Here is a 22,700-nt window from a genome sequence, read left to right as displayed (position 1 = left end):
CCGGTGGTGGCGTTCACCCGCCCGCCCCGGTCACCCCGCTGACGGCAGTCACCTGGTCGCGGTGGTCGGCCCGTTGGTGGCGTTCACCCGGCCGCGGCGGTGGACCCGCCGGCGGTGGTCGCCCGGCAGCGGGGGTCGTCCTCCGCCGAGGCCTTCACCCGCCCGCTGCGGTCGTGCCGCTGACGGCGGTCACCTGGCCCCGGTGGTCGGCCCCGGTGGTGGCGTTCACCCGCCCGCCCGGTCACCCCGCTGACGGCAGTCACCTGGTCCTGGTGGTCGGCCCGGTGGTGGCGTTCACCCGGGCCGCGGTGGTCGGCCCGGTGGGCGTCGTTTCCGTCACGTGTGGAGTCGCCTCGTGTTTTCTGGGCGATCCGCGCGCCGCCGTGCGGTGCGGGTCGTCGTGAGGCCATCATCGGGGCGGAGACTGGCCGTGGGGGGCGCGTTGAGTCGGTGTTGATCGAATGTTTCGCGTCGACCGGCACGATCCCGTTCATGCACTTCGAGACGACCACCCCGGCCGGCATCGCCTGGCAGGACCGGGCCCTGTGCGCGCAGACCGGGGCCGACTTCTTCTTTCCCGAGCCGGGCAGCTCGGTGCGTGAGGCGAAGCGCATCTGCGGGATGTGCGAGATGCGCTCGGCCTGCCTGGAGTACGCCCTCGCGAACGACGAACGCTTCGGCGTCTGGGGCGGCCTGTCCGAGAAGGAGCGGCAGGCCCTCGGGCGGACCGAGCGGTCCGCCCCGTGCGCGAACGGCTGATCAGGCGCCGGCCCGCGCCGCCATCCGCGCCCGCCGCGCGGCGAGCCGCTCGTCGAACTTCGTCGCCTCGTCGTTCAGCCCGCCCATGAACAGGCCCAGCTCCTCCTGCGCCTGCAGGCCCTCGGGGCCGAGGCCGTCGATCTCCAGCACCTTCAGGAAGCGCAGCACCGGCTGGAGCACGTCGTCGTGGTGGATGCGCAGGTTGTAGACCCCGCCGATGGCCATCTGGGCCGCCGCCCGCTCGAAGCCGGGCATGCCGTGGCCGGGCATGCGGAAGTTGACCACCACGTCCCGCACGGCCTGCATGGTCAGGTCGGGCGCGATCTCGAAGGCCGCCTTGAGCAGGTTGCGGTAGAAGACCATGTGCAGGTTCTCGTCCGTCGCGATGCGCGCCAGCATGCGGTCGCAGACCGGATCGCCGGACTGGTGCCCGGTGTTGCGGTGCGAGATACGGGTGGCGAGCTCCTGGAAGGCGACGTACGCGACCGAGTGCAGCATCGAGTGCCGGTTGTCGGACTCGAAGCCCTCGCTCATGTGCGCCATCCGGAACTGCTCCAGCTTGTCCGGGTCGACCGCGCGCGAGGCGAGCAGGTAGTCGCGCATCACGATGCCGTGCCGGCCCTCCTCGGCCGTCCAGCGGTGCACCCACGTGCCCCAGGCGCCGTCCCGGCCGAACAGGGTGGCGATCTCGTGGTGGTAGCTGGGGAGGTTGTCCTCGGTCAGCAGGTTGACCACCAGGGCGATCCGGCCGACATCCGTGACCTTGGACTGCTCCTTGTCCCAGGCCTCGCCGTCCTCGAAGAGGCCGGGGAAGTTGCGGCCGTCGCTCCAGGGCACGTACTCGTGCGGCATCCAGTCCTTGGCGACCGTCAGATGCCGGTTCAGCTCCTTCTCGACCACTTCCTCCAGCGCGTACAGCAGCCGCGCGTCGGTCCACGTGGACGGGCTGCCGAGGTGAGGGGAGGTGAGGGTCACGGAAACTCCAGGGGGACGCGCGGGGAAGCGGTGGCGGGCAGGGCGGAACGGAACGAGCCCGGCGAGCGGTGCACGGGAACCTACGGGATCGTAGGCTACGAATCCGTAGGTTACGAATCCGTAGGTTAAGTTCGCCGTAAAGGTGGCTGATCAGAAGGGTGCCGCAAAGAAGTTGACGGACGCCCAGAAGCATCCCAGGATCGCAGGTCCAGGGGCTGGGAGAGACGCCGCCCGCCTTGTCAGGCGTACAACTCCCGCAGCCGCACCGAGAGGCACGTCACACAGCCTTCGAGCTTCTCGAACTCGCCGATGTCCACCACGACCGGCTCGAAGCCGAGGTCGCCCAGCAGTTCCGCCGTCTTCGGCGCGCTCGCCGCCATCAGCAGCCTGTCGCCGCCGAGCAGCACCACATGGCCGCCGGACTCCTCCGGCACCGGCAGGAAACGCGGGTACAGCGACGGCGTGTCCACCTTCGGGATGTGCCCGATGACCGTCCCGTCGGGCAGCGCCGTCACCGCCGACTTCAGATGCAGCACCTTGCTCACCGGTACGGTCACGACCCGCGCCCCGAGCGGCTCGAACACGGCCCGCAACTGCTGCACGCCGACCGCGTTGGTGCGCCCGCCACGGCCGACGTAGACCGTGTCGCCGACCTTCAGCACGTCCCCGCCGTCCAGCGTGCCCGGCTCCCGGACCCAGTTCACCGAGCAGCCCAGACGGGCCACGGCCTGCTCCACCCCGGCGGTCTCGCCCCGCCGGGACCGGGCGCCCGGACGGGTGATCAGGGCGACGTTCCGGTAGACGACGACGGTGTCCTCCACGAACACCGCGTCGGGGCAGTCGTCGGCCGGTTCGACCTCGACCGTCTCCCAGCCGTGGCCGCGCAGCGCCTCGACGTACGTCTCCCACTGCCGCACCGCCAGTTCGACGTCGACCTCCTGCCGCTCGACATGGGTCACCAGCCCTTCGGCGAGCCGCGGACCGGGGTGGCGGACGAGGGCCTTCTTGCTGGGCACGAGGGGCCTTTCGTGTCTACGCGTGGGCGGTTCCCGGCGCGGCCGTGACCGCACCGGGCCGCCATCATGCGACAAGCGTCCGCCCCGACAAAAGCCCGCCGAACCCCGGGGCCTCTCGTTCGGATCACGCCGGGCTCGCGGGCCCTGGCACCGTTCCCCCGAGCTCTTCGAGCAGGGGGTACCCCCAGCCGCGTTGTCGTCGGGCGGCAGGGCTCCGCCCTGCCGCCCTCCTCCGCCTCGCGATCCACGGCACCAGACCCCGCTCCCTGATCCGGCCCGATCCAGACGAAAGACCCTAGGCGGGATCCACGACGGATTCCCAGGTGGTCTCCCGCAGTTCTCCTTCCTCCAGCAGGAGCCAGCGGGTGATGCCGAGGGACTCCAGGAACGGCAGGTCGTGGCTGGCCACGATCAGAGCACCCTCGTAGGACTCCAGGGCCGTCGTCAGCCGGCGCACGCTCGCCATGTCCAGGTTGTTGGTCGGCTCGTCGAGCATGAGCAACTGCGGCGCGGGCTCCGCCAGCAGCAGCGCGGCCAGTGCGGCCCGGAAGCGTTCGCCGCCGGACAGCGTCGCCGCGAGCTGGTCGGCGCGGGCGCCCCGGAACAGGAAGCGGGCCAGCCGGGCCCGGATCCGGTTGTTGGTGGCGCCCGGCGCGAGACGGGCCACGTTCTCGGCCACGCTCAGCTCGCCGTCGAGGATGTCCAGCCGCTGCGGCAGGAACCGCGCCGGCACATGCGCGGTCACCTCGCCCGACAGCGGTGGCAGCTCCCCGGCGACGGTGCGCAGCAGCGTCGTCTTGCCCGCCCCGTTGCGCCCGATCAGCGCGACCCGCTCGGGACCGCGCAGGTCGAGACCTCCGTCCACGCGCGCGCCGTAAGCCAGTTCCAGATCCCGCAGGGTGAGCACGGTACGGCCCGGCGGTACGGCCGTGTTCGGCAGGTCGACGCGGATCTCGTCGTCGTCCCGCACCGCCTCCACCGCCTCGTCGAGCCGTTCCCTGGCCTCGGCGAGCCGCTCCTCGTGCAGGATGCGGTGCTTGCCCGCGGACTCCTGCGCCGCGCGCTTGCGGGCACCCATGACGATCTTCGGCTCGCGCTTCTGGTCCCACATCTTCTGTCCGTACCGCTTGCGCCGGGCCAGCTTGACCTGGGCGTCGGCCAGTTCCCGCTGCTGCTTGCGCAGGTCGGCCTCGGCGACGCGCACCATGCGCTCGGCAGCCTCCTGCTCCAGGGCGAGGGCCTCCTCGTACGCCGAGAAGTTCCCGCCGTACCAGGTGACCCGGCCGGAGCCGAGGTCGGCGATCTGGTCCACCAGCTCCAGGAGTTCGCGGTCGTGGCTGACCACGACCAGCACGCCCGGCCAGGACTCGACGGCCGCGTACAGCCGGCGGCGCGCGTACAGGTCGAGGTTGTTGGTCGGCTCGTCCAGCAGCAGCACGTCCGGCCGGCGCAGCAGCAGCGCGGCCAGCCGCAGCAGCACCGACTCGCCGCCCGAGACCTCGCCGATGGTGCGGTCCAGGTCGATCCGGCCGAGCCCGAGCTCGCCGAGGGTGGCCAGGGCGCGCTCCTCCACGTCCCAGTCGTCGCCGACCGTCTCGAAGTGCTCCTCGGAGACGTCACCGGCCTCGATGGCGTGCAGCGCGGCCCGCTGCACGGCGATGCCGAGCGCCTCGTCGACCCGCAGCGCGGTGTCGAGCGTGACGTTCTGCGGAAGGTGTCCCACCTCGCCGGCGACGCGGACGGTACCGTCGGCCGGTCCGAGCTCGCCGGCGATCAGCTTCAACAGGGTGGACTTTCCTGAGCCGTTGACACCGACCAGGCCGGTCCTGCCGGGACCGAAGGCGATGTCGAGGCCGGTGAAGACGGGGCTGCCGTCGGGCCAGGCGAAGGAGAGGGAGGTACAGGTGATGGATGAGGACATGGGCGCCTCGCGATTGCTGGGTGCGGTCAGGGGCAGACGCGTGTGAGACACCGCAGGGCGAGGTCACCGTGTGGAACGGGGGTCACGGGGCATGAGAAGAGCCCTGGGCCGGATTTCCTTCGGGACGGCTCGGACGCCGAGGTCGCGCGCCACGCACACACCTGACCGGTGCGACGCGGTGCCTCAGGACCTCAGACGAGCAACGTCCTTCTCCAATCGACGGCAACAGAACCGCTGCAAACGGTAGGAGGGGCCGGGACACCTGTCAAAGAAATAATGGGTGGGCCCGGGCCCCCCGGAAGGAGGCCCCCGTGCCCGACGGTTCGCTCTCGCTGCCCGCGCGGCTGTACCTGCTGGCCTGGGACACCGAGCGGCTGAAGATCACCGGCACCGCCCAACTGCACCACCTGGTCCGGGCCGGCGCCCTGACCGAGCTGGCCCAGCGCGGGCTGCTCGTCGACGACGACGGTGTCGCCGTACCCGCCGGCCTGGACGCCGACACCGGGGACCCGGTGCTCGACGGACTGCTCGAACTCGTCCGGGAGTCCCGGCCCCGCCGCTGGAAGGCCTGGGTGACGCTGCACGCCAGGACCACCCTCGACGCCGTGCGGGAGCAGCTGGCCGCCGAAGGGTTCCTGCGCGCCGAGCGGCGCCGGGTCCTCGGTGTCCTCCCGTCCGTGGACTACGCCCTGGAGCGCGTCGCCGTCGTGGACGCGCTGCGGGAGGAGGCACGCCGGGCGCTGGAGGGCCCGCTGCCGGCCGCGGAGGTCTCCGAACGCGACGCGGCCGTCGTCGCCCTCGCGGCCGCCGCCGAACTGCGCACCCTGGTGCCCGCCAAGGAGCGCAGGCGACACCGGCAGCGCATCGAGGAGCTGACCGAGCGCAGCGGAGCCGCGGCCCCCGCGCTGCGCCGGGTGGTGCGCGAGGTGAGCGCGGCGGTGGTCATGGCGACCACCGCGGCCGCCGCCGCGGCGAGCGGCTGACCGGAACGGTCCGGGCCCCGGGGCCATCGATCCCGGGGCCCGGACCGGGGGCGACGGGCCCGGGACCGGGCGGGTGCCGTCAGCAGGCGTCCCGCATCAGCTCCGCCAGATCGTGGTCCAGGTCGAACTGGAGGTGCTCCAGACCGAGCGGCACCAGCTCACTCGTGGCCTCCAGGAAGCGCCGTATCTCACCGCTGTGGACGTGCACCACCGCCTTGCCCTCGGGGGCGTGGAACTCCAGGACGGTGCGGTCGAACCCGTACGGCCGCACCCGTACGTCGCCGTCGCCCTCGGGCTCCCTCAGACCGGCCGCCAGCAGGTCACGGGCGAAGAGCCAGCAGACGTCCACGCCTTCGAGGGTGGCCGGGGCCGGGAAGGTCATACGGACGGCGAACGGGTCGCGCCGGTCGTAGTGCAGCGTGGCGGGAATGCTGGGCATCCGTGGCGTGGCGGAGACCAGGCGCGCCTCCACGAACTGCTCGATGTCGGTGGACAAGGCCTTGCTCCCTTGTGACGGCTGGACGAACCTCCGGGCGGATGAGGCCGGGCACTGGAAGAGACGACGGAAGCCGCCGATCCGTGCACACGAGGAGTGAGTGACCTCCGTCACCGCGATCATTCACGGACGTGACGCGGCTGTCGCGTCGCTCGACTGGAGGACTGGATATCGCCCGATATGGCGAACCGATCCAGAATTGCGGGTATCCGTTCCTTGCACAGAAAGGAAGTGAACGGCATGCCACGCGGTTCCAGTTCCAAGCGCGAGCGCCAGTACGAGCACATCAAGCAGAGCGCGCAGGGCCGGGGGGAGAGCACCGAACGCGCCAGGGAGATCGCCGCGCGCACGGTGAACAAGGAGCGTGCCCGCAGCGGCGAGTCGAAGACCGTCGGCCGCACCTCCATCCAGGACATGTCCTCCGGCAGGCGGGGCGGGCAGCGTTCGGGCCGGGGCTCCGAGGGGCCCACCTACGACCAGCTCTACGAGGAGGCCAAGCGGCGCAACATCCACGGTCGCTCGGACATGAACAAGCAGCAGCTGCGGCAGGCCCTGGGCAGAGGCTGACCCCGGCGCCCAGCCGGGCGGGCCCGCCTCCGGTCAGGAACGCGGGCCCGCCCCGCCGTTCCGTACCCGGTGGCCGTACGCTCGGCCCATCATGACGACGACCGTACGCATTCCCGAGGGCTGGCCCGCCACCGAGGAGCAGGCCCGCGCCGTCCAGGACGAGTTGCGCGAACGGGTGGTGCGGGACGAGCCGGGCCCGCCGCCCGGTACGGGCCACGTCACGGGAGTCGACGTGGCCTACGACGACGAGCGGGACCTCGTCGCGGCGGCGGCCGTCGTCCTGGACGCGGCCACCCTGCGCGTCGTCGCCGGGACCACCGCCGTCGGGCGGATCTCCTTCCCGTACGTGCCGGGGCTGCTGGCCTTCCGTGAGATCCCCACCGTGCTCGCCGCGCTGGACGCCCTGCCCTGCCCGCCCGGCCTGGTCGTCTGCGACGGCTACGGCCTGGCCCACCCCCGGCGCTTCGGACTGGCGAGCCACCTCGGTGTGCTGACCGGGCTGCCGACGATCGGCGTCGCCAAGAATCCGTTCACCTTCACCCACGAGGATCCGGACACCCCGCGCGGCAGCGCCTCCCCGCTGCTCGCCGGCGTCGACGAGGTCGGCCGGGCCCTGCGCACCCGGGACGGCGTCAAGCCGGTCTTCGTCTCCGTCGGCCACCGGGTGAGCCTGGACAACGCCTGCGCGCACACCCTCGCCCTCACCCCGGACTACCGCCTCCCGGAGACGACCCGCCGCGCCGACGCCCTGTGCCGCCGCGCCCTCCGGGAGGCGACGGCGGACAGGTCCTAGCAGGGCGCGGGCGCGGAGCCGCGTGTCCGGTCCCGAGGCCCGGTCCCGAGGCCCGGTCCCGGGGGCCGGTTCCGGGGTCCGGCTCCGAGACTCGGTCGTGAGTACGCCATCTGAGTATCCGTACGGATGTGGCCGGTGGGGCTCACGGGCAGGCTGGGGCGCATGACGACGCCCCGTTCCCACAAGCCCCTCACCGACCCGGCCCGCCCCGTGGAGCGTGCCGTGAACGCCACCCTGATCCTCGCCGTGCTGGCCGGGCTCGGCTGGATAGGCGGGATGATCTGGACCGTGGCCGAATGGTCGCTGTGAACCGGTCGGGTCCTAGCTAGGCCCTGTCGTCACATTCCCGCCTGCCGCTCGGCGTCTGGCACGCACTCCCCCCAAGCTCTTCGAGCAGGGGGGACTCCCAGCCGCGTTGCCGAACCGCCCACGTGGCTCCGCCACGAGGACGCTCCGGCGCCTTGCGATCGCACGCACCGGACGCCGCGCGGCCCGCCCTTCGGGCGGACGACGGGAATGTGAGACAGGCTCTAGCGGCTCGTCGCGATCCGGAAGGTGATGCCCGCCCGGCGCAGGCGGTCGATGAGGGCGTCGCCCATGGCCACCGCCGTGGTGACCTGGCCCGCCGTCCGCGGGAGGTCGTCGAGGGCCAGAGCGAGCGCCGCCTCGGCGAACATCTTCGCCGTCTCGCCGTACCCCGGGTCGCCGCCCGCCACCTCGGTGAACACCCGCCGTCCGCCGCCCTCGCCCACGAACCGCACCGAGAACCAGCTCCTGGCCCGCTTCTCCGCGCTGGGCCCCTCACCGGGCTGCAGTCGTCCGGACAACCAGCGCCGGGCGGGGGGCAGTTGGGCGGCGGCCATGACCGCGCCGAGGGCGGCGGCACCGCCCACGGCGACCGGCAGGTGCCGTACGGCCGCGTAGTGGCGGTAGCGGAAGTCCGGGCCGTAACGTTCCAGCACGCGCGCGGAGCGCCGCACGATCTGCGGGTCGATGGTCGGCAGCGGCACCGCCCAGGCGCCCACCTCCCCGGCGAACCGCGGCGCGCCCGTCGGCGTGACCGCCCGCCGCCCCAGCAGCCGCGGCTCGTGCCGCGCCCGGTCCCGCGCGGCGGCCCGGATCCGCAGGGGACGGGCGAACTGGCTGAGCGCCGACGCGAGGGTCCCGCCCGAGAAGGCGGCGTCCGCCCGGACGAATCCGTCCACGGTCAGCGGTACGCCCTCCGGCAGCTGCCGGACGGTGAAGTACACGCCCAGGTCGGGCGGGACGGAGTCGAAGCCGCAGGCGTGCACCAGGCGTGCCCCGGTCTCGCGCGCGCGTGCGTCGTGCCGGACGTACACCAGGTCCACGAACTCGGGCTCGCCGCACAGGTCCAGGTAGTCCGTGCCGGTGTCGGCGCAGGCTGCGACGAGCGCCTCGCCCATGGCCGCGTACGGGCCCACGGTCGTGGCCAGCACACGCGCCTGCCGGGCGAGGTCGCGCAGGGAGTCCGGGTCGGCCGCGTCCGCGCGTAGCACTCCGACGGACGCACCCGAGGGCAGCCGCTCGCGCAGTTCCTTCAGCCGTTCCTCGCTGCGACCGGCGATCGCCCAGCGCAGCCCCTCGGGGGCGTGCGCGGCGAGGTACTCGGCGGTGAGCGCCCCCACGAAGCCGGTGGCTCCGAAGAGGACGATGTCGTACGGACGGTCGGAGTTTTTCAGCCTGCTCATGACACTCCTCGCTCTCGCAGCCCGCGCCGCTGCCCGTGGCCGAGGCTAGCGTGAGGAGTGCGCGGTCCGGCGGCGAGGTCCCTGGGGTGACGGTCCGGCGGTGCGGGATACGACCACGAGGCCACCGGGTACGCCTCGGCTAAGCGCTTGCTCGCCGAGGGCTTGTATCCGCTGGAACACGTTCTTAGCATCATCGGTGTTACATCGGTTGTGTCACAGTGAGGGGACCGGATGGCAACGGCAGAGGCGGCGGGGCCGCACGGCCCGCTGACCGGTGTGCGCGTGGTCGAGCTGGCCGGCATCGGTCCCGGCCCGTTCGCAGCGATGCTGCTGGCCGACCTGGGCGCCGACGTCGTCCGGGTGGACCGCCCCGGCGGCACCGGACTCGGCATCGACCCCGCCCACGACATCACCAACCGCAACAAGCGCTCGGTGGTCGTCGACCTGAAGTCCCCGGGCGGCCCCGCCCGCGTCCTCGACCTCGCCGCCCGCGCCGACATCCTCATCGAGGGCTACCGCCCCGGCGTCGCCGAGCGCCTCGGCGTCGGCCCCGGGGCCTGCCACGCCCGCAACCCGCGGCTGGTCTACGGCCGGATGACCGGGTGGGGCCAGGACGGACCGCTCGCCCCGCGCGCGGGACACGACATCGCCTACATCGCCGTGACCGGCACCCTCGGCATGATCGGCGAACCGGACGCACCCCCGGCCGTTCCCGCCAACCTCCTCGGCGACTACGCCGGGGGCTCCCTCTACCTCGTGGTCGGCGTCCTCGCCGCCCTGCACCACGCGCGCGCGACCGGCGCCGGCCAGGTCGTGGACGCCGCGATCGTCGACGGCACCGCCCACCTCTCCGCGATGATCCACGGCATGCTCGCCGCCGGCGTCTGGCAGGACCGGCGTGGGGCCAACCTCCTGGACGGCGGCTGCCCGTACTACGGCACCTACGAGACCGCGGACGGCCGGTACATGGCGGTCGGCGCCCTGGAGCAGCGGTTCTACGACGAGTTCACCGGACTGCTCGGCCTGGTTGAGCACGCCGGGGCCCGTACCGACCACACCCGCTGGGGGGAACTGCGCGAGGCGGTCGCGGCCCGCTTCAAGTCCCGCACCCAGCAGGAGTGGACCGCGGTCTTCGAGGGCTCCGACGCCTGCGTGGCCCCGGTGCTGTCGCTGCGCGAGGCCCCGCACCACCCGCACCTCGCCGCCCGCGGCACCTTCACGGAGCACTCCGGCCTCACCCAGCCCGCCCCCGCGCCCCGCTTCTCCGCCACCCCCACCGCCGTCCGCACCGGCCCCGCCCGGCCCGGCGACGGCACGGCGGCCGTGGCCCGCGACTGGGACCTGCCCGCACTCCTGGCGGACGGGAAGGACGGGATGGCCGGGACGGACGGGACGGACGGGAAGACAGATGATGGGGAGGACGGCTCCTGACGGACCCACGACCGCGACACGCTCCCCCGACCCGCCCCGGGTCCCCCCACCCGCCCCCAGGACACCACCCTCGTCGAAAGGCTTGTCAGTGAGCACCGAAGCGTACGTGTACGACGCGATCCGCACCCCGCGCGGGCGCGGCAAGGCCAACGGCGCCCTGCACGGCACGAAGCCCATCGACCTGGTCGTCGGCCTCATCCACGAGATCCGCGACCGCTTCCCCGGACTCGACCCGGCCGCCGTCGACGACATCGTGCTGGGCGTCGTCGGCCCGATCGGCGACCAGGGCTCCGACATCGCCCGGATCGCCGCCATCGCCGCGGGACTGCCGGACACGGTGGCCGGTGTGCAGGAGAACCGCTTCTGCGCCTCCGGCCTGGAGGCCGTCAACCTGGCGGCCGCCAAGGTGCGCTCCGGCTGGGAGGACCTGGTCCTCGCAGGCGGCGTCGAGTCGATGTCCCGGGTGCCGATGGCCTCCGACGGCGGCGCCTGGTTCAACGACCCGATGACCAACCTCGCCGTCAACTTCGTACCGCAGGGCATCGGCGCCGACCTGATCGCCACCATCGAGGGCTTCTCCCGGCGGGACGTCGACGAGTACGCGGCCCTGTCCCAGGAGCGCGCGGTCACCGCCTGGAAGGAGGGCCGCTTCGACCGCTCCGTCGTCCCGGTCAGGGACCGCAACGGGCTCGTCGTCCTCGACCACGACGAGCATCCGCGCCCCGGCACCACCGCCGACTCGCTGGCGGCGCTCAAGCCGTCCTTCGCGGACATCGGCGAGCTGGGCGGCTTCGACGCCGTCGCCCTGCAGAAGTACCACTGGGTGGAGAAGATCGACCACGTCCACCACGCGGGCAACTCCTCCGGCATCGTCGACGGCGCCTCGCTCGTCGCCGTCGGCTCCCGCGAGGTCGGCGAGCGGTACGGGCTCACCCCCCGCGCGCGGATCGTCTCCGCCGCCGTCTCCGGCTCCGAGCCCACCATCATGCTCACCGGGCCCGCTCCCGCCACCCGCAAGGCGCTCGCCAGGGCCGGCCTGACCATCGACGACATCGACCTCGTCGAGATCAACGAGGCGTTCGCGGCGGTCGTGCTGCGCTTCGTGAAGGACATGGGCCTGTCCCTGGACAAGGTCAACGTCAACGGCGGCGCCATCGCGCTGGGACACCCGCTCGGCGCCACCGGCGCGATGATCCTCGGCACCCTCGTCGACGAACTGGAGCGCCAGGACAAGCGCTACGGCCTAGCGACCCTCTGCGTCGGCGGCGGCATGGGCATCGCCACGATCGTCGAGCGCGTCTGACCCGCCCCCAGCGACGCCCTCAGAACCCAGACTTCAACGGAGACCCCGACATGACCGAGAGCACCACCATCCGCTGGGAGCAGGACGACACCGGCGTCGTCACCCTCGTCCTCGACGACCCCAACCAGTCCGCGAACACGATGAACCAGGCGTTCCGCGACTCCCTCGCCGCCGTCGCCGACCGGCTGGAGAGGGAGCGGGAATCCGTCCGCGGCGTCATCCTCACCTCCGCGAAGAAGACCTTCTTCGCGGGCGGCGACCTGCGCGACCTGATCCGGGTCACCCCGGACACCGCCCAGGAGCTGTTCGACGGCGGCCTCGCGCTCAAGCGGAACCTGCGCCGTATCGAGACCCTGGGCAAGCCCGTCGTCGCCGCGATCAACGGCGCGGCCCTGGGCGGCGGTTACGAACTCGCCCTGGCCTGCCACCACCGGATCGCGCTCGACACCCCCGGTACGAAGATCGGCTGCCCCGAGGTGACCCTCGGCCTGCTCCCCGGCGGCGGCGGGGTGGTCCGCACCGTACGGCTGCTGGGCATCACCGACGCCCTGCTCAAGGTGCTGCTCCAGGGCAACCAGTACGACGCGCGGCGCGCCCAGGAGAACGGGCTCGTCGACGAAGTGGCCACCTCCCATGAGGAGTTGCTGGCCAAGGCCCGCGCCTTCATCGACGCCAACCCCGAGTCGCGACAGCCATGGGACAAGCCCGGCCACCGCATTCCGGGCGGCACCCCGGCGAACCCGAAGTTCGCCGCCAACCTGCCCGCCTTCCCGGCCAGCCTGCGCAAGCAGACGAACGGCGCCCCCTACCCGGCCCCGCGCAACATCCTGGCCGCCGCCGTCGAGGGCGCCCAGGTCGACTTCGAGACCGCCCAGGTCGTCGAGGCCCGCTACTTCGTGGAACTGGCCGCGGGGCAGACCTCGAAGAACATGATCCAGGCGTTCTTCTTCGACCTCCAGGCCGTCAACTCCGGGGCCAGCCGGCCCCAGGGCGTCGAACCCCGCCAGGTCCGCAAGGTGGCCGTCCTCGGCGCCGGGATGATGGGCGCGGGCATCGCCTACGCGTGCGCCCGCGCGGGCATCGAGGTCGTCCTGAAGGACGTGTCCCCGGAGGCCGCCGGCAAGGGCAAGGGCTACTCGGAGAAGCTGTGCGCCAAGGCCGTCGCCAAGGGCCGTACCAGCCAGGAGAAGGCGGACGCGGTGCTCGCCCGCATCACGCCCACCGCGGAGGTCGCCGACCTAGCGGGCTGCGACGCGGTGATCGAGGCCGTCTTCGAGGACCCGGCGCTCAAGCACAAGGTGTTCCAGGAGATCGAGCAGGTCGTCGCGCCGGACGCGCTGCTGTGCTCCAACACCTCCACCCTGCCCATCACCCTGCTCGCCGAAGGCGTGGAGCGCCAGGCCGACTTCATCGGGCTGCACTTCTTCTCACCCGTGGACAAGATGCCCCTGGTCGAGATCATCAAGGGCGAGCGCACCGGCGACGAGGCACTGGCCCGCGCCTTCGACCTGGTCCGGCAGATCAACAAGACCCCGATCGTCGTCAACGACTCGCGCGGCTTCTTCACCTCCCGGGTCATCGGCCAGTTCATCAACGAGGGCGTGGCGATGGTCGGCGAGGGCATCGAGCCCGCGTCGGTGGAACAGGCGGCGGCCCAGGCGGGCTACCCGGCCAAGGTGCTGTCCCTGATGGACGAGCTGACCCTCACGCTGCCCCGGAAGATCCGGGCCGAGTCGCGGCGGGCGGTGGAGGAGGCGGGCGGTACCTGGACCCCGCATCCCGCGGACGCGATCGTCGACCGCATGGTCGACGAGTTCGGCCGCACGGGCCGCAGCGGCGGCGCCGGCTTCTACGACTACGGCGAGGACGGCGCTCGCGCCGGACTGTGGCCGGGTCTGCGTGAGCACTTCACGACACCGGGGTACGAGATCCCCTTCCGGGACATGCAGGAGCGCATGCTCTTCGCCGAGGCGCTCGACACGGTCAGGCTCCTGGAGGAGGGCGTCCTGACCTCCGTCGCCGACGCCAACATCGGCTCGGTCCTCGGCATCGGCTTCCCCGGCTGGACCGGCGGGGTGCTGCAGTACATCAACGGCTACGACGGCGGCGCCGGGGCAGGGGCCGGTCTGCCCGGCTTCGTGGGACGCGCGCGGGAACTCGCCGAGCGCTACGGCGAGCGGTTCACCCCGCCGGCGCTGCTGGTGGCGAAGGCGGAGAAGGGGGAGACCTTCACCGACGCGCGCTGACGGGCCGCTCAGCCGGACGGCGGCTCCTGGGTCCTCCGGGGATCCGCTCCCCGGGGGCCCTCCCGTCCGGCCGTGTCCAGCCACTCCCGCAGCGCCTCCTTCAGCGAGCGCTGGAAGGTGGTCAGCAGGGCCTGCACCACCAGGGGGTGCATATGGGCGGACAGGGACTTCACATCCTGGGTGTCGCGTTCGGCGACGGCGTCGCGCAGCAGCTTCGACAGCTCGTGGGCGGCGGTACGCGCGTGCTCGGTCAGCACCGTACGGGCGGCGAGGATCGTCTCCTGGGACAGGGGCACGTCCAGGAGCTCCACGCCGAGCCGCAGCAGACCGGTGTCGACGCGGAAGGACTCGCCGTCGGCCTCGACGACGTTCATCGCGGCCAGCCGCCGGACGTCCTCCTCGCCGAGCGGCCGGCCGGCCCGTCGCTCCAGCTCCCGCCGGGACAGCGACTCCACGGTGTCCGGCGCCCAGGACGCGACCACCGCGCGGTGGATGGCGAGGTCGTGCGGGGTGAGGTCGGGCGGCAGTTGGCGCAGATGGCGCTCGATCGCGGCGAGCGTCATGCCCCGCAGCTGCATCTCCTCGATCAGCGCCAGGCGCGCCAGGTGCTCCCGGCCGTAGCGGCCCACCCGGCGCGGACCGATCACCGGCGGCGGCAGCAGGCCCCGGCCGCTGTAGAAGCGGACCGTGCGCACCGTGACGCCGGCCCGCGCGGCCAGCTCGTCGATCGTGAGGGTCGGCTCGTCGGCGTCGGTCGTCATCGCAGCAGTATCGCTGTCCCACCGATGCTGTGAAAGCCCTGACCTGCCGGTGTACGGCTGGTGACCGACGAGTGAATGACGCGTGTGAGAATTCCCGCTCTGTGACGTACGCCATCGCAGGGGAATCGACCGCCAGGGAAGCTGCCGTTCTGGTCTGTGCCGCGACATGGGTGGTGCGGGCCGCAACACGTACGGACACCCGGGCGCGTGCCTGGGGCACCAGAAAGTGGAACCACCCTTGAGCAAGGATGCCGTGCCCACGGCACAGGTCGCCCCCCACCCCCAGGCGACCGGGACGCCCGCCGACGCGGGCGACGCCGGATACAGCAAGGACCTCAAGCACCGCCACGTCAACATGATCGCCATCGGCGGCGCAATCGGCACCGGACTCTTCCTGGGAGCGGGCGGTCGCCTGCACAACGCGGGCCCCGGGCTGGCGCTGGCCTACCTCGTGTGCGGCGTCTTCGCGTTCTTCGTCGTCCGTGCCCTCGGCGAGCTGGTCCTGTACCGGCCCTCGTCCGGCTCGTTCGTGTCGTACGCGCGCGAGTTCCTCGGCGAGAAGGGCGCCTACGTCGCCGGCTGGATGTACTTCCTGAACTGGTCGACGACTGGTATCGCCGACATCACGGCGATCGCGCTCTACACGCACTACTGGAGCATGTTCACGTCCGTCCCGCAGTGGGTGCTCGCGCTGATCGCCCTCGCCGTGGTCCTCGCCGTGAACCTGATCTCGGTGAAGATCTTCGGCGAGATGGAGTTCTGGTTCGCGATCGTCAAGGTCGCCACCCTGGTCGGCTTCATGCTGATCGGCGTCTTCCTGCTGGCCACGCAGCACGACGTCGGCGGCCGGACCCCGGGCCTGAGCTCGATCACCGACCACGGCGGGTTCTTCCCGCACGGCGTGATGCCGGTCGTCCTCGTCATGCAGGGCGTGATCTTCGCCTACTCCGCCCTGGAGATGATCGGTGTCGCCGCCGGTGAGACCGCCGAGCCGGAGAAGGTCATTCCGCGCGCGGTGAACTCGATCATGTGGCGGGTGGGTCTGTTCTACGTCGGCTCGGTCATCCTGCTCGCCCTGCTGCTGCCCGGTTCGGTCTACTCGGCCGGGGAGAGCCCCTTCGTCACCGTCCTGTCGCGGATCGGCATCCCGGCGGCCGGCGACGTCATGAACCTCGTCGTGCTCACGGCCGCCATGTCGTCGCTGAACTCCGGCCTGTACACCACCGGCCGCATCCTGCGCTCCATGGCCGCGGCGGGCTCCGCTCCGAAGTTCACCGGGGTGATGAGCCGCACCCGGGTCCCCTACGGCGGCATCCTCCTGACCTGCGCGGTCTGCGTACTCGGCGTCGGCCTGAACTACCTCATGCCCAGCCAGGCCTTCGAGATCGTGCTGAACGTCGCCTCCCTCGGCATCGTCAGCACCTGGGTGACCATCATGATCTGCCACCTGGTCTTCGTCCGCCGCGCCAAGGCCGGCCTGCTCACCCGCCCGCACTTCCGCCTTCCCGGCAGCCCGGTCACCGAGATCGCCACGATCGCCTTCTTCGTCGGCTGCCTTGCCATGATGTGGAACGACCCCGAGGTGGGTCGCAAGACCCTCCTGCTGATCCCGCTGATCGCCCTGCTTCTGGTCGCCGGCTGGTTCGGCGTCCGCGGCCGCGTCTCCCGGACGGCCGACCGGGAGCTCTCCGAAATCACGGAGTAACGGCCCCACCCCGCTGTCAGTGCCACCCCGTACGGTGGCGTCATGCCGGAGATCATGTACATCCGGGGTGACGCCACCGAGCCCTCGGCCGAGGACGTCAAGGTGATCGCCCACGTCTGCAACGACATCGGCGGCTGGGGGAGGGGCTTCGTCCAGGCCCTCTCCCGGCGCCGGCCGGAGCCGGAGGCCGCGTACCGGGCCTGGCACCGGGACCGTGCGCACAACGACTTCGGCCTCGGTGCCGTCCAGCTCGTCCGGGTGGAGCCGGACGTGTGGGTGGCCAACATGATCGGTCAACGCGGCATCCGGCGGAGAGGCGAGGCCATCGCGCCCGTGCGGTACGAGGCGATCGACACCGCACTGGACCGGCTCGCCGTCCGTGCGGTCGAGCTCGGCGCGTCCGTCCACATGCCCCGGATAGGCTGCGGCCTGGCCGGCGGCACCTGGGACCGGGTCGAGCCGCTGATCGATAAGCGGCTGGTGCGCCGGGGGGTCGCGGTGACGGTGTACGACCACGAGGGGTGAGGCCGGGCGGCCCGGGGTCCGTCCCTGCCGCCCGGCCGTGGGTCACCTCGTGTGCACGTCGTTCGTCGCCTCGATCTTCTTCCACGACCTCGGCTGCTCGGGAGCCGCCGGCGTCTTCGCCAGGGACGCCGCGTGCGCGGCGGGGGCGGCCGGCTTGACCGGCTGGAACAGCCAGGTGTCGAAGAGGGCCGCGAGCGGCTTGCCGGAGATCTTCTCGGCGTACTTCTGGAAGTCGGCCACGGAGGCGTTGCCGTAGGCGTGCTTCTTCGGCCAGCCCTTCAGGAGGGCGAAGAACGCCTTGTCGCCGATCTCGTTGCGCAGCGCCTGGACGGCGAGCGCGCCCCGGTCGTAGACCGCGATGTCGAACTGGTCGTCCGGACCCGGGTCGCCCGGCGCGACCGTCCAGAACGGGTCGTCGGCGGGGTGCGAGGCGTACACCCAGTCCGCCAGCTCCTGCGCGGTGCCCTCGCCCTCGTGCTCGGACCACAGCCACTGGGCGTAGCGCGCGAAGCCCTCGTTGATCCAGATGTCCTTCCAGCCCTTGAGCGACACGCTGTCGCCGTACCACTGGTGGGCCAGCTCGTGCACGACGACGGACGTGTTGGAGCCGTTGGCGAACTGCCTCGGGCTGTAGTACACCCGGGTCTGGGTCTCCAGCGCGTACCCGGTCGTCGTGTTCGGCACATAGCCGCCGGCCGAGCTGAACGGATACGGCCCGAAATAGCCGCTCAGCCAGTCGACGATCTCCCCGGTGCGCTCGACGCTCGCCCGCGCCGCCCCAGCGTTGTCGCCGAGGTCCCTGCTGTAGGCGTTGAGGACGGGGACGCCGTCCTCCGACGTGCCCGTCGTGATGTCGAACTTCCCGATCGCGAGCGTGGCCAGATACGTGGCCTGCGGCTTGTTCTGGCGCCAGTTGTACCGGGTCCAGCCGAGCTGCGAGCCGGTCGACTGGAGGGTGCCGTTGGAGATCGCCTGCGTGCCGTCCGGCACGGCCACCGACACGTCGTAGGTGGCCTTGTCACTCGGGTGGTCGTTGCTCGGGAACCACCACCAGGCCGCCTCCGGCTCGTCCGCCGCGATCCCGCCGTCCGGGGTGCGGTGCCAGGTGGTGAAGCCGTACGCGCTCTTCGTGGACGGCACCCCGCTGTAGCGGACCACCACCGTGATCGGCGTGTTCTCGGCCAGCGGCTTCTTCGGGGTGACCACCAGTTCGTGCTGACCGGAGGCGGCGAAGGCGGCCGTCGCGCCGTTGACCCGCACCTCGCTGACGTCCAGCAGGAAGTCCAGGTCGAAGCTGGACAGGTCCTGCGTGGTCCGCGCCTCGATCGTCGCCGTGCCCTCCAGCTCGTCCGTGGCCGGCTGGTACTTCAGCCTGAGGTCGTAGTGGGAGACGTCGTATCCGCCGTTGCCGTAGTACGGGTAGTAGGGGTCGCCGATGCCCGGTGCGCCGGGGGAGTGGCTCGCGGCCGATGCCGGGATCGCCAGCAGCAGGGTGGCCGCCGCCAGTGCGCCCGGCGCGATCATTCTGCGGTGCACGTCAGCTCCAAGTCGTAGGGGCACGAGGTTCGTTCGGAGCCTATTGAGTCCCGGTGGCCGCAGGCGTGTCCATGCCCACTCCCGTCACACGATCGCCATTCGGCCGTCATGGGTGAAACATGCTCAGGGGCCTTTCCCGCCCCAGCCCGCTCAGGCGGCGGGGTACGCCAGCGCGGCCGCCCGACGCGCACAGCCCCAGGCCACGGTGACCCCGGCCCCGCCGTGCCCGTAGTTGTGCACCAGCACCCGCCCGTCCGGCAGTTCCTCGCGTTCCAGCCGTACCGCGTGCCGGGTGGGCCGCAGCCCGACCCGGTGCTCCAGCACCCGCGCTGCGGCGATCTCCGGCCGGAGCGCCGCACACCGCTCGACGATCCGCTCGGCCACCGCCGGATCGGGCGTCAGCGACCAGTCGTCCTCCTCGGCCGTGCCGCCGAGGAGGAGCCGGCCCGGCTGCGGGAAGACGTAGGTGGGGGAATCCGAGGCGGGGTCGACGGACGTCAGCCACGTCGTGATCCCCGGGTTCTCCACGACGACGAGTTGACCGCGCACGGGACGCATCGCGGGATCGGGGACGAGCGCACGGGCGCCGAGGCCGGTGCAGTTCACGACGACCGGGACGTCGACCGCCGCCAGATCCGTCACCACCCGCTCCTCCACGATGCCGCCCGCCGCGGTCAACCGCTCGCGCAGCCACCGCAGATGAGCCGGCATGTCGATCAGCGGAAGCCGCGCCCACAGCGCCGTGCCCGCCGCCCACTCCCCGGCGTGCGCCGGGCGCAGGCCGGGCACCCGCGCCGCCCACGGCCCCAGCGAGTCGAGCCGCGTCCCGCCGTGCACGCCCTCGACCAGGCGTACACCCGTCTCATCGGCACGCCCGGCCAACTCCCCGTACACCGCCAGGGATTCGAGCGACCACTCCCCGACGAGCGACTCCGGCTCGATCCGGTACGGCCACCACAGCGCGCCGGCGACCGCCGACGTCGTCCGCTCGGCCGGCTCACGCGTCCACACCCGCACCCGCCGGCCGCGCTCGGCCAGCACGACGGCCGTCGTCAGCCCGATGACGCCGCCGCCGACCACCACCACCTCGATACCCGGCCCACTGTCCACGCGGCGCACGGTAGCGGAAGGCGCACACCGTGCTCACCTCGCCCCCGGGCCGGGAATACTCACGGCATGCCTGCCGAGTACACGACCTTCGGCCTGGCCCCGGCGACGCGTCCCGGGGAGATCCTCGCCGACGGCGGTCACCAGCTCCACCGGGACTTCGTGGACTTCGTCGTGGACGGACGGCCCCTGCTGTTCCGGCTCGCCGACCTGGACGCGGTCTCCCCGCTCGCCTCCGACGTACCGCCCGCGATCCTCGCCGCCCAGGTGCGCGGCCTGCTGCTGGACAGCGAGGCGCCGCTGCCGGGCGGCCGGTACCTCATCTACGGCTGTCCCGAGTGCGAGGACCTGGCCTGCGGCGCGGTCACCGCCGTCATCGAGAGGGCCGGCGCGGACGAGGCGGACTACCTCTGGCGGGACTTCGCCTGGCAGACGGGCGAACACGCCGACCTGGAACGGGACGGCTACCACGGCATCGGCCCGTTCCGCTTCGCCGGCGCCGAGTACCGCGCGGCACTGGGCGCGCTGCTGGACGGCGGTGACCCCGCGCCCCGCCGCCGGGTGCTGCTCGTCGGGGCCAGGGTCGCCGTCCTCGCCAGACTCGCCGCCGCCCTGCGCGCCATCGGTATCGGCGCCGACATCACCCGCGACGCGCTCCACGTCCATGCCGGCGAACTGCGCCAGTACGGTGCCGTCGCCTTCGGTCCGGCGGTCGGCCCGGCCGAACGCGCCGCCGTCCGGGACACCTTCGAGCGTGCGGGCGCCGACGTGGCCTACGTCGACGGGCCGGCCCCGATCCTGCCGCTCCTGGTCGCCCAGATCGAACAGGCCCTGGACCGCGGTCCCGTGGAGCGGCGCCGGCTGACCCGGCTGGCGGCCGCGGACGGCGCGGCGGACGTCGAGGTCACCTCCGCCTGCCGGGTCCGGCTCGCCGTCCACCGCCTCGACCGGTTCCATCGCAGCCACACCCAGGAGGTCTTCGACGGCGTCCTGGAGCCGGGCCGGCACCGGCTCGCGCTGGACCCCGGGGCGGTGAAGGGCAAGTCCTTCGTGGTGGCGCGGACGGCAGGGGGCGTGCTGGTGGCGGTGGTGGCGCACTGAGCGCGCCGGGGCACGGCCATTAGGATCGGTCCTCTGATGACTGCCACTCTCGTTGCCAAGAACCTCGCCGCCGGGCACGGCGACCGCGCGCTGTTCGCCGGACTGGACCTCGTCGTCGCGCCCGGGGACGTGATCGGGCTGGTCGGCGCCAACGGCGCGGGCAAGTCCACGCTGCTCAGGATGCTCGCCGGACTGAGCACCCCGGAACAGGGCGAGGTCACCCTGTCCCCGCCGGCGGCGAGCGTCGGGCACCTTCCCCAGGAGCCGGAGCGGAGGCCCGGGGAGACCGTACGGGAGTTCCTCGCCCGGCGCACCGGGGTGGCCGAGGCCCAGCGGGTGATGGACGAGGCCACGCAGGCTCTGGTCGAGGGAGCGCCGGGCGCGGACGACGCGTACGCGACCAGCCTGGAGCGGTGGCTCGGCCTCGGCGGCGCCGACCTGGACGAACGCGCCGAGGAGGTCGCCGACTCGCTCGGCCTGGCCGTCGGCCTCGACCAGCCCATGACGTCCCTCTCGGGCGGCCAGGCGGCCCGCGCGGGGCTCGCCTCGCTGCTGCTGTCCCGCTACGACGTCTTCCTGCTCGACGAGCCGACCAACGACCTCGACCTGGCGGGCCTGGAGCGCCTGGAGCGGTTCGTCACCGGGCTGCGCGCCGGAACGGTCGTCGTCAGCCACGACCGCGAGTTCCTCACCCGCACCGTCACCAAGGTCCTCGAACTCGACCTCGCCCAGCGGCAGATCAACCTCTACGGCGGTGGCTACGCGGCCTATCTGGAGGAGCGGGAGGTGGCCCGTCGGCACGCCCGCGAGGACTACGAGGAGTACGCCGACAAGCGGGCCGCCCTCCAGGACCGTGCCCAGACGCAGCGCGCCTGGATGGACAAGGGCGTGAAGAACGCCCGGCGCAAGGCGGGCGGTGACAACGACAAGATCGGCCGCAAGTTCCGCAGCGAGGCCAGCGAGAAGCAGGCCGCGAAGGCCCGCCAGACCCAGCGCATGATCGAGCGCCTGGAGGTCGTCGAGGAGCCCCGCAAGGAGTGGGAGCTGCGCATGGAGATCGCGTCGGCCCCGAGGTCGGGCGCGGTCGTCGCCACGCTCCGGGACGCGGAGGTGCGCCGCGGCGGCTTCGTGCTCGGCCCGGTGTCCCTCCAGATCGACTGGGCGGACCGGGTGGCGGTCACGGGCGCCAACGGCGCGGGCAAGTCGACGCTGCTGGGCGCACTGCTGGGGCGGATCCCGGTGGACTCCGGGCACGCGGCCCTGGGCTCCGGTGTGCTGGTCGGCGAGGTCGACCAGGCCCGCCGCCTCTTCCACGGCCCCGAGGCCCTGCTGGACGCCTTCTGTGCGGCGGTGCCGGACACCGAGCCGGTGGAGGCGCGCACGCTGCTCGCCAAGTTCGGCCTGAAGTCGGACCATGTGACGCGTCCCGCCGCGACGCTCTCCCCGGGCGAGCGCACCCGGGCCGCGCTCGCCCTCCTCCAGGGCAGGGGCGTCAACCTCCTGGTCCTGGACGAGCCCACCAACCACCTGGACCTGCCGGCCATCGAGCAACTGGAATCGGCCCTGGACTCCTACCAGGGCACCCTGCTGCTGGTCACCCACGACCGCCGCATGCTCGACGCCGTACACGTCACCCGCCGGCTGGAGGTCGCCGCGGGCAAAGTGACGGAGCGCTAGTGTCCTGAGTCGTTAATTCGCTGCGTAAGTTGGTGTTTGGTCGGCATGATGGTCGGATGGCGAGGACGGGACGGCCGAAGGCCGAGCTG

Annotated in this window: 20 protein-coding genes; 12 read left to right on the top strand and 8 right to left on the bottom strand. The window is 72.3% G+C overall.

Translation table 11 applies throughout. The annotated features are described in order from the left end of the window. The first annotated feature begins 492 nt into the window (after positions 1-492). A complete protein-coding gene (locus ACFY3J_RS27995) occupies positions 493-759 on the top strand; it encodes a WhiB family transcriptional regulator (RefSeq protein ID WP_376408317.1) in 267 nt (88 codons plus the stop codon). Here ACFY3J_RS27995 and ACFY3J_RS27990 read toward each other — a convergent pair whose 3' ends face one another. The 3 genes from ACFY3J_RS27990 to ACFY3J_RS27980 all read right to left on the bottom strand — a co-directional run bounded on the left by ACFY3J_RS27990 (position 760) and on the right by ACFY3J_RS27980 (position 4,671). Next, the gene (locus ACFY3J_RS27990; protein ID WP_384184524.1) at positions 760-1,734 is read right to left on the bottom strand and encodes an acyl-ACP desaturase; all 975 of its coding nucleotides are present in this window, start codon (positions 1,732-1,734) and stop codon (positions 760-762) included. It lies immediately after the preceding gene. 239 nt (positions 1,735-1,973) lie between these two features. After that, positions 1,974-2,750 (bottom strand): dimethylargininase, encoded by a 777-nt coding sequence (gene ddaH, locus ACFY3J_RS27985; protein WP_390841985.1) that lies wholly within the window; start codon positions 2,748-2,750, stop codon positions 1,974-1,976. 295 nt (positions 2,751-3,045) lie between these two features. Next, on the bottom strand, positions 3,046-4,671 hold the full coding sequence (locus ACFY3J_RS27980; protein WP_390841984.1) for an ABC-F family ATP-binding cassette domain-containing protein: 1,626 nt from the start codon (positions 4,669-4,671) through the stop codon (positions 3,046-3,048). 311 nt (positions 4,672-4,982) lie between these two features. Between ACFY3J_RS27980 and ACFY3J_RS27975 the strand changes: the two genes are divergently transcribed. Further along, positions 4,983-5,654, top strand: a complete 672-nt coding sequence (locus tag ACFY3J_RS27975; RefSeq protein ID WP_390841983.1) for a GPP34 family phosphoprotein — start codon at positions 4,983-4,985, stop codon at positions 5,652-5,654. A 79-nt stretch (positions 5,655-5,733) separates the two neighbouring features. Here ACFY3J_RS27975 and ACFY3J_RS27970 read toward each other — a convergent pair whose 3' ends face one another. Further along, on the bottom strand, positions 5,734-6,150 hold the full coding sequence (locus ACFY3J_RS27970) for an SsgA family sporulation/cell division regulator (protein WP_384184512.1): 417 nt from the start codon (positions 6,148-6,150) through the stop codon (positions 5,734-5,736). A 240-nt stretch (positions 6,151-6,390) separates the two neighbouring features. Between ACFY3J_RS27970 and ACFY3J_RS27965 the strand changes: the two genes are divergently transcribed. The 3 genes from ACFY3J_RS27965 (at position 6,391) to mmpA (ending at position 7,819) form a co-directional block, all read left to right on the top strand. Then, entirely contained in the window at positions 6,391-6,717 is a 327-nt protein-coding gene (locus tag ACFY3J_RS27965) for a plasmid stabilization protein (RefSeq protein ID WP_384184510.1), read from the top strand. Positions 6,718-6,808: 91 nt separating this feature from the next. Then, the gene (locus ACFY3J_RS27960) at positions 6,809-7,510 is read left to right on the top strand and encodes an endonuclease V (RefSeq protein ID WP_384184508.1); all 702 of its coding nucleotides are present in this window, start codon (positions 6,809-6,811) and stop codon (positions 7,508-7,510) included. Between the two features lie 162 nt (positions 7,511-7,672). Then, positions 7,673-7,819 carry a morphogenic membrane protein MmpA gene (gene mmpA / locus ACFY3J_RS27955; protein WP_384184505.1) on the top strand — a complete coding sequence of 49 codons (147 nt, stop codon included), beginning with the start codon at positions 7,673-7,675 and terminating at the stop codon, positions 7,817-7,819. Positions 7,820-8,040: 221 nt separating this feature from the next. On the opposite strand, the gene ACFY3J_RS27950 is transcribed toward mmpA, so the two are convergent. Then, positions 8,041-9,219: a saccharopine dehydrogenase family protein gene (locus ACFY3J_RS27950; RefSeq protein ID WP_390841982.1), complete on the bottom strand. Its 1,179-nt coding sequence runs from the start codon at positions 9,217-9,219 to the stop codon at positions 8,041-8,043. A gap of 231 nt (positions 9,220-9,450) precedes the next feature. On the opposite strand from ACFY3J_RS27950, the gene ACFY3J_RS27945 reads away from it, so the two are divergent. From ACFY3J_RS27945 to ACFY3J_RS27935, 3 genes are all read left to right on the top strand, one after another. Further along, positions 9,451-10,650 carry a CaiB/BaiF CoA transferase family protein gene (locus ACFY3J_RS27945; protein WP_390841981.1) on the top strand — a complete coding sequence of 400 codons (1,200 nt, stop codon included), beginning with the start codon at positions 9,451-9,453 and terminating at the stop codon, positions 10,648-10,650. 88 nt (positions 10,651-10,738) lie between these two features. After that, complete coding sequence (locus ACFY3J_RS27940) at positions 10,739-11,953, top strand: acetyl-CoA C-acetyltransferase (protein WP_390841980.1); 1,215 nt, start codon at positions 10,739-10,741, stop codon at positions 11,951-11,953. Positions 11,954-12,003: 50 nt separating this feature from the next. Then, positions 12,004-14,199, top strand: coding sequence for a 3-hydroxyacyl-CoA dehydrogenase NAD-binding domain-containing protein (locus ACFY3J_RS27935; protein WP_390841979.1), 2,196 nt, complete (start codon positions 12,004-12,006; stop codon positions 14,197-14,199). A gap of 8 nt (positions 14,200-14,207) precedes the next feature. Here the strand turns inward: ACFY3J_RS27935 and ACFY3J_RS27930 are convergent, their stop codons facing one another. After that, positions 14,208-14,960, bottom strand: coding sequence for a MerR family transcriptional regulator (locus ACFY3J_RS27930; RefSeq protein ID WP_390841978.1), 753 nt, complete (start codon positions 14,958-14,960; stop codon positions 14,208-14,210). A 238-nt stretch (positions 14,961-15,198) separates the two neighbouring features. On the opposite strand from ACFY3J_RS27930, the gene ACFY3J_RS27925 reads away from it, so the two are divergent. Together ACFY3J_RS27925 and ACFY3J_RS27920 are read left to right on the top strand one after the other, a co-directional pair. Further along, a complete protein-coding gene (locus ACFY3J_RS27925) occupies positions 15,199-16,665 on the top strand; it encodes an amino acid permease (protein ID WP_384184491.1) in 1,467 nt (488 codons plus the stop codon). Positions 16,666-16,707: 42 nt separating this feature from the next. Continuing rightward, on the top strand, positions 16,708-17,190 hold the full coding sequence (locus tag ACFY3J_RS27920) for a macro domain-containing protein (protein WP_390841977.1): 483 nt from the start codon (positions 16,708-16,710) through the stop codon (positions 17,188-17,190). A gap of 42 nt (positions 17,191-17,232) precedes the next feature. On the opposite strand, the gene ACFY3J_RS27915 is transcribed toward ACFY3J_RS27920, so the two are convergent. Then, the gene (locus ACFY3J_RS27915) at positions 17,233-18,726 is read right to left on the bottom strand and encodes a M1 family metallopeptidase (protein ID WP_390841976.1); all 1,494 of its coding nucleotides are present in this window, start codon (positions 18,724-18,726) and stop codon (positions 17,233-17,235) included. 150 nt (positions 18,727-18,876) lie between these two features. Beyond that, the gene (locus ACFY3J_RS27910) at positions 18,877-19,812 is read right to left on the bottom strand and encodes an FAD-dependent oxidoreductase (RefSeq protein WP_390842011.1); all 936 of its coding nucleotides are present in this window, start codon (positions 19,810-19,812) and stop codon (positions 18,877-18,879) included. 90 nt (positions 19,813-19,902) lie between these two features. On the opposite strand from ACFY3J_RS27910, the gene ACFY3J_RS27905 reads away from it, so the two are divergent. Together ACFY3J_RS27905 and ACFY3J_RS27900 are read left to right on the top strand one after the other, a co-directional pair. Continuing rightward, the gene (locus ACFY3J_RS27905) at positions 19,903-20,934 is read left to right on the top strand and encodes an oxidoreductase (RefSeq protein WP_390841975.1); all 1,032 of its coding nucleotides are present in this window, start codon (positions 19,903-19,905) and stop codon (positions 20,932-20,934) included. A gap of 36 nt (positions 20,935-20,970) precedes the next feature. Continuing rightward, on the top strand, positions 20,971-22,611 hold the full coding sequence (locus ACFY3J_RS27900; protein WP_390841974.1) for an ABC-F family ATP-binding cassette domain-containing protein: 1,641 nt from the start codon (positions 20,971-20,973) through the stop codon (positions 22,609-22,611). Positions 22,612-22,700: the final 89 nt, after the last annotated feature.

Source organism: Streptomyces sp. NPDC001231 (genome assembly GCF_042896885.1).
Lineage (GTDB): Bacteria > Actinomycetota > Actinomycetes > Streptomycetales > Streptomycetaceae > Streptomyces.
This window is presented reverse-complemented; position numbering and strand designations above follow the sequence as displayed.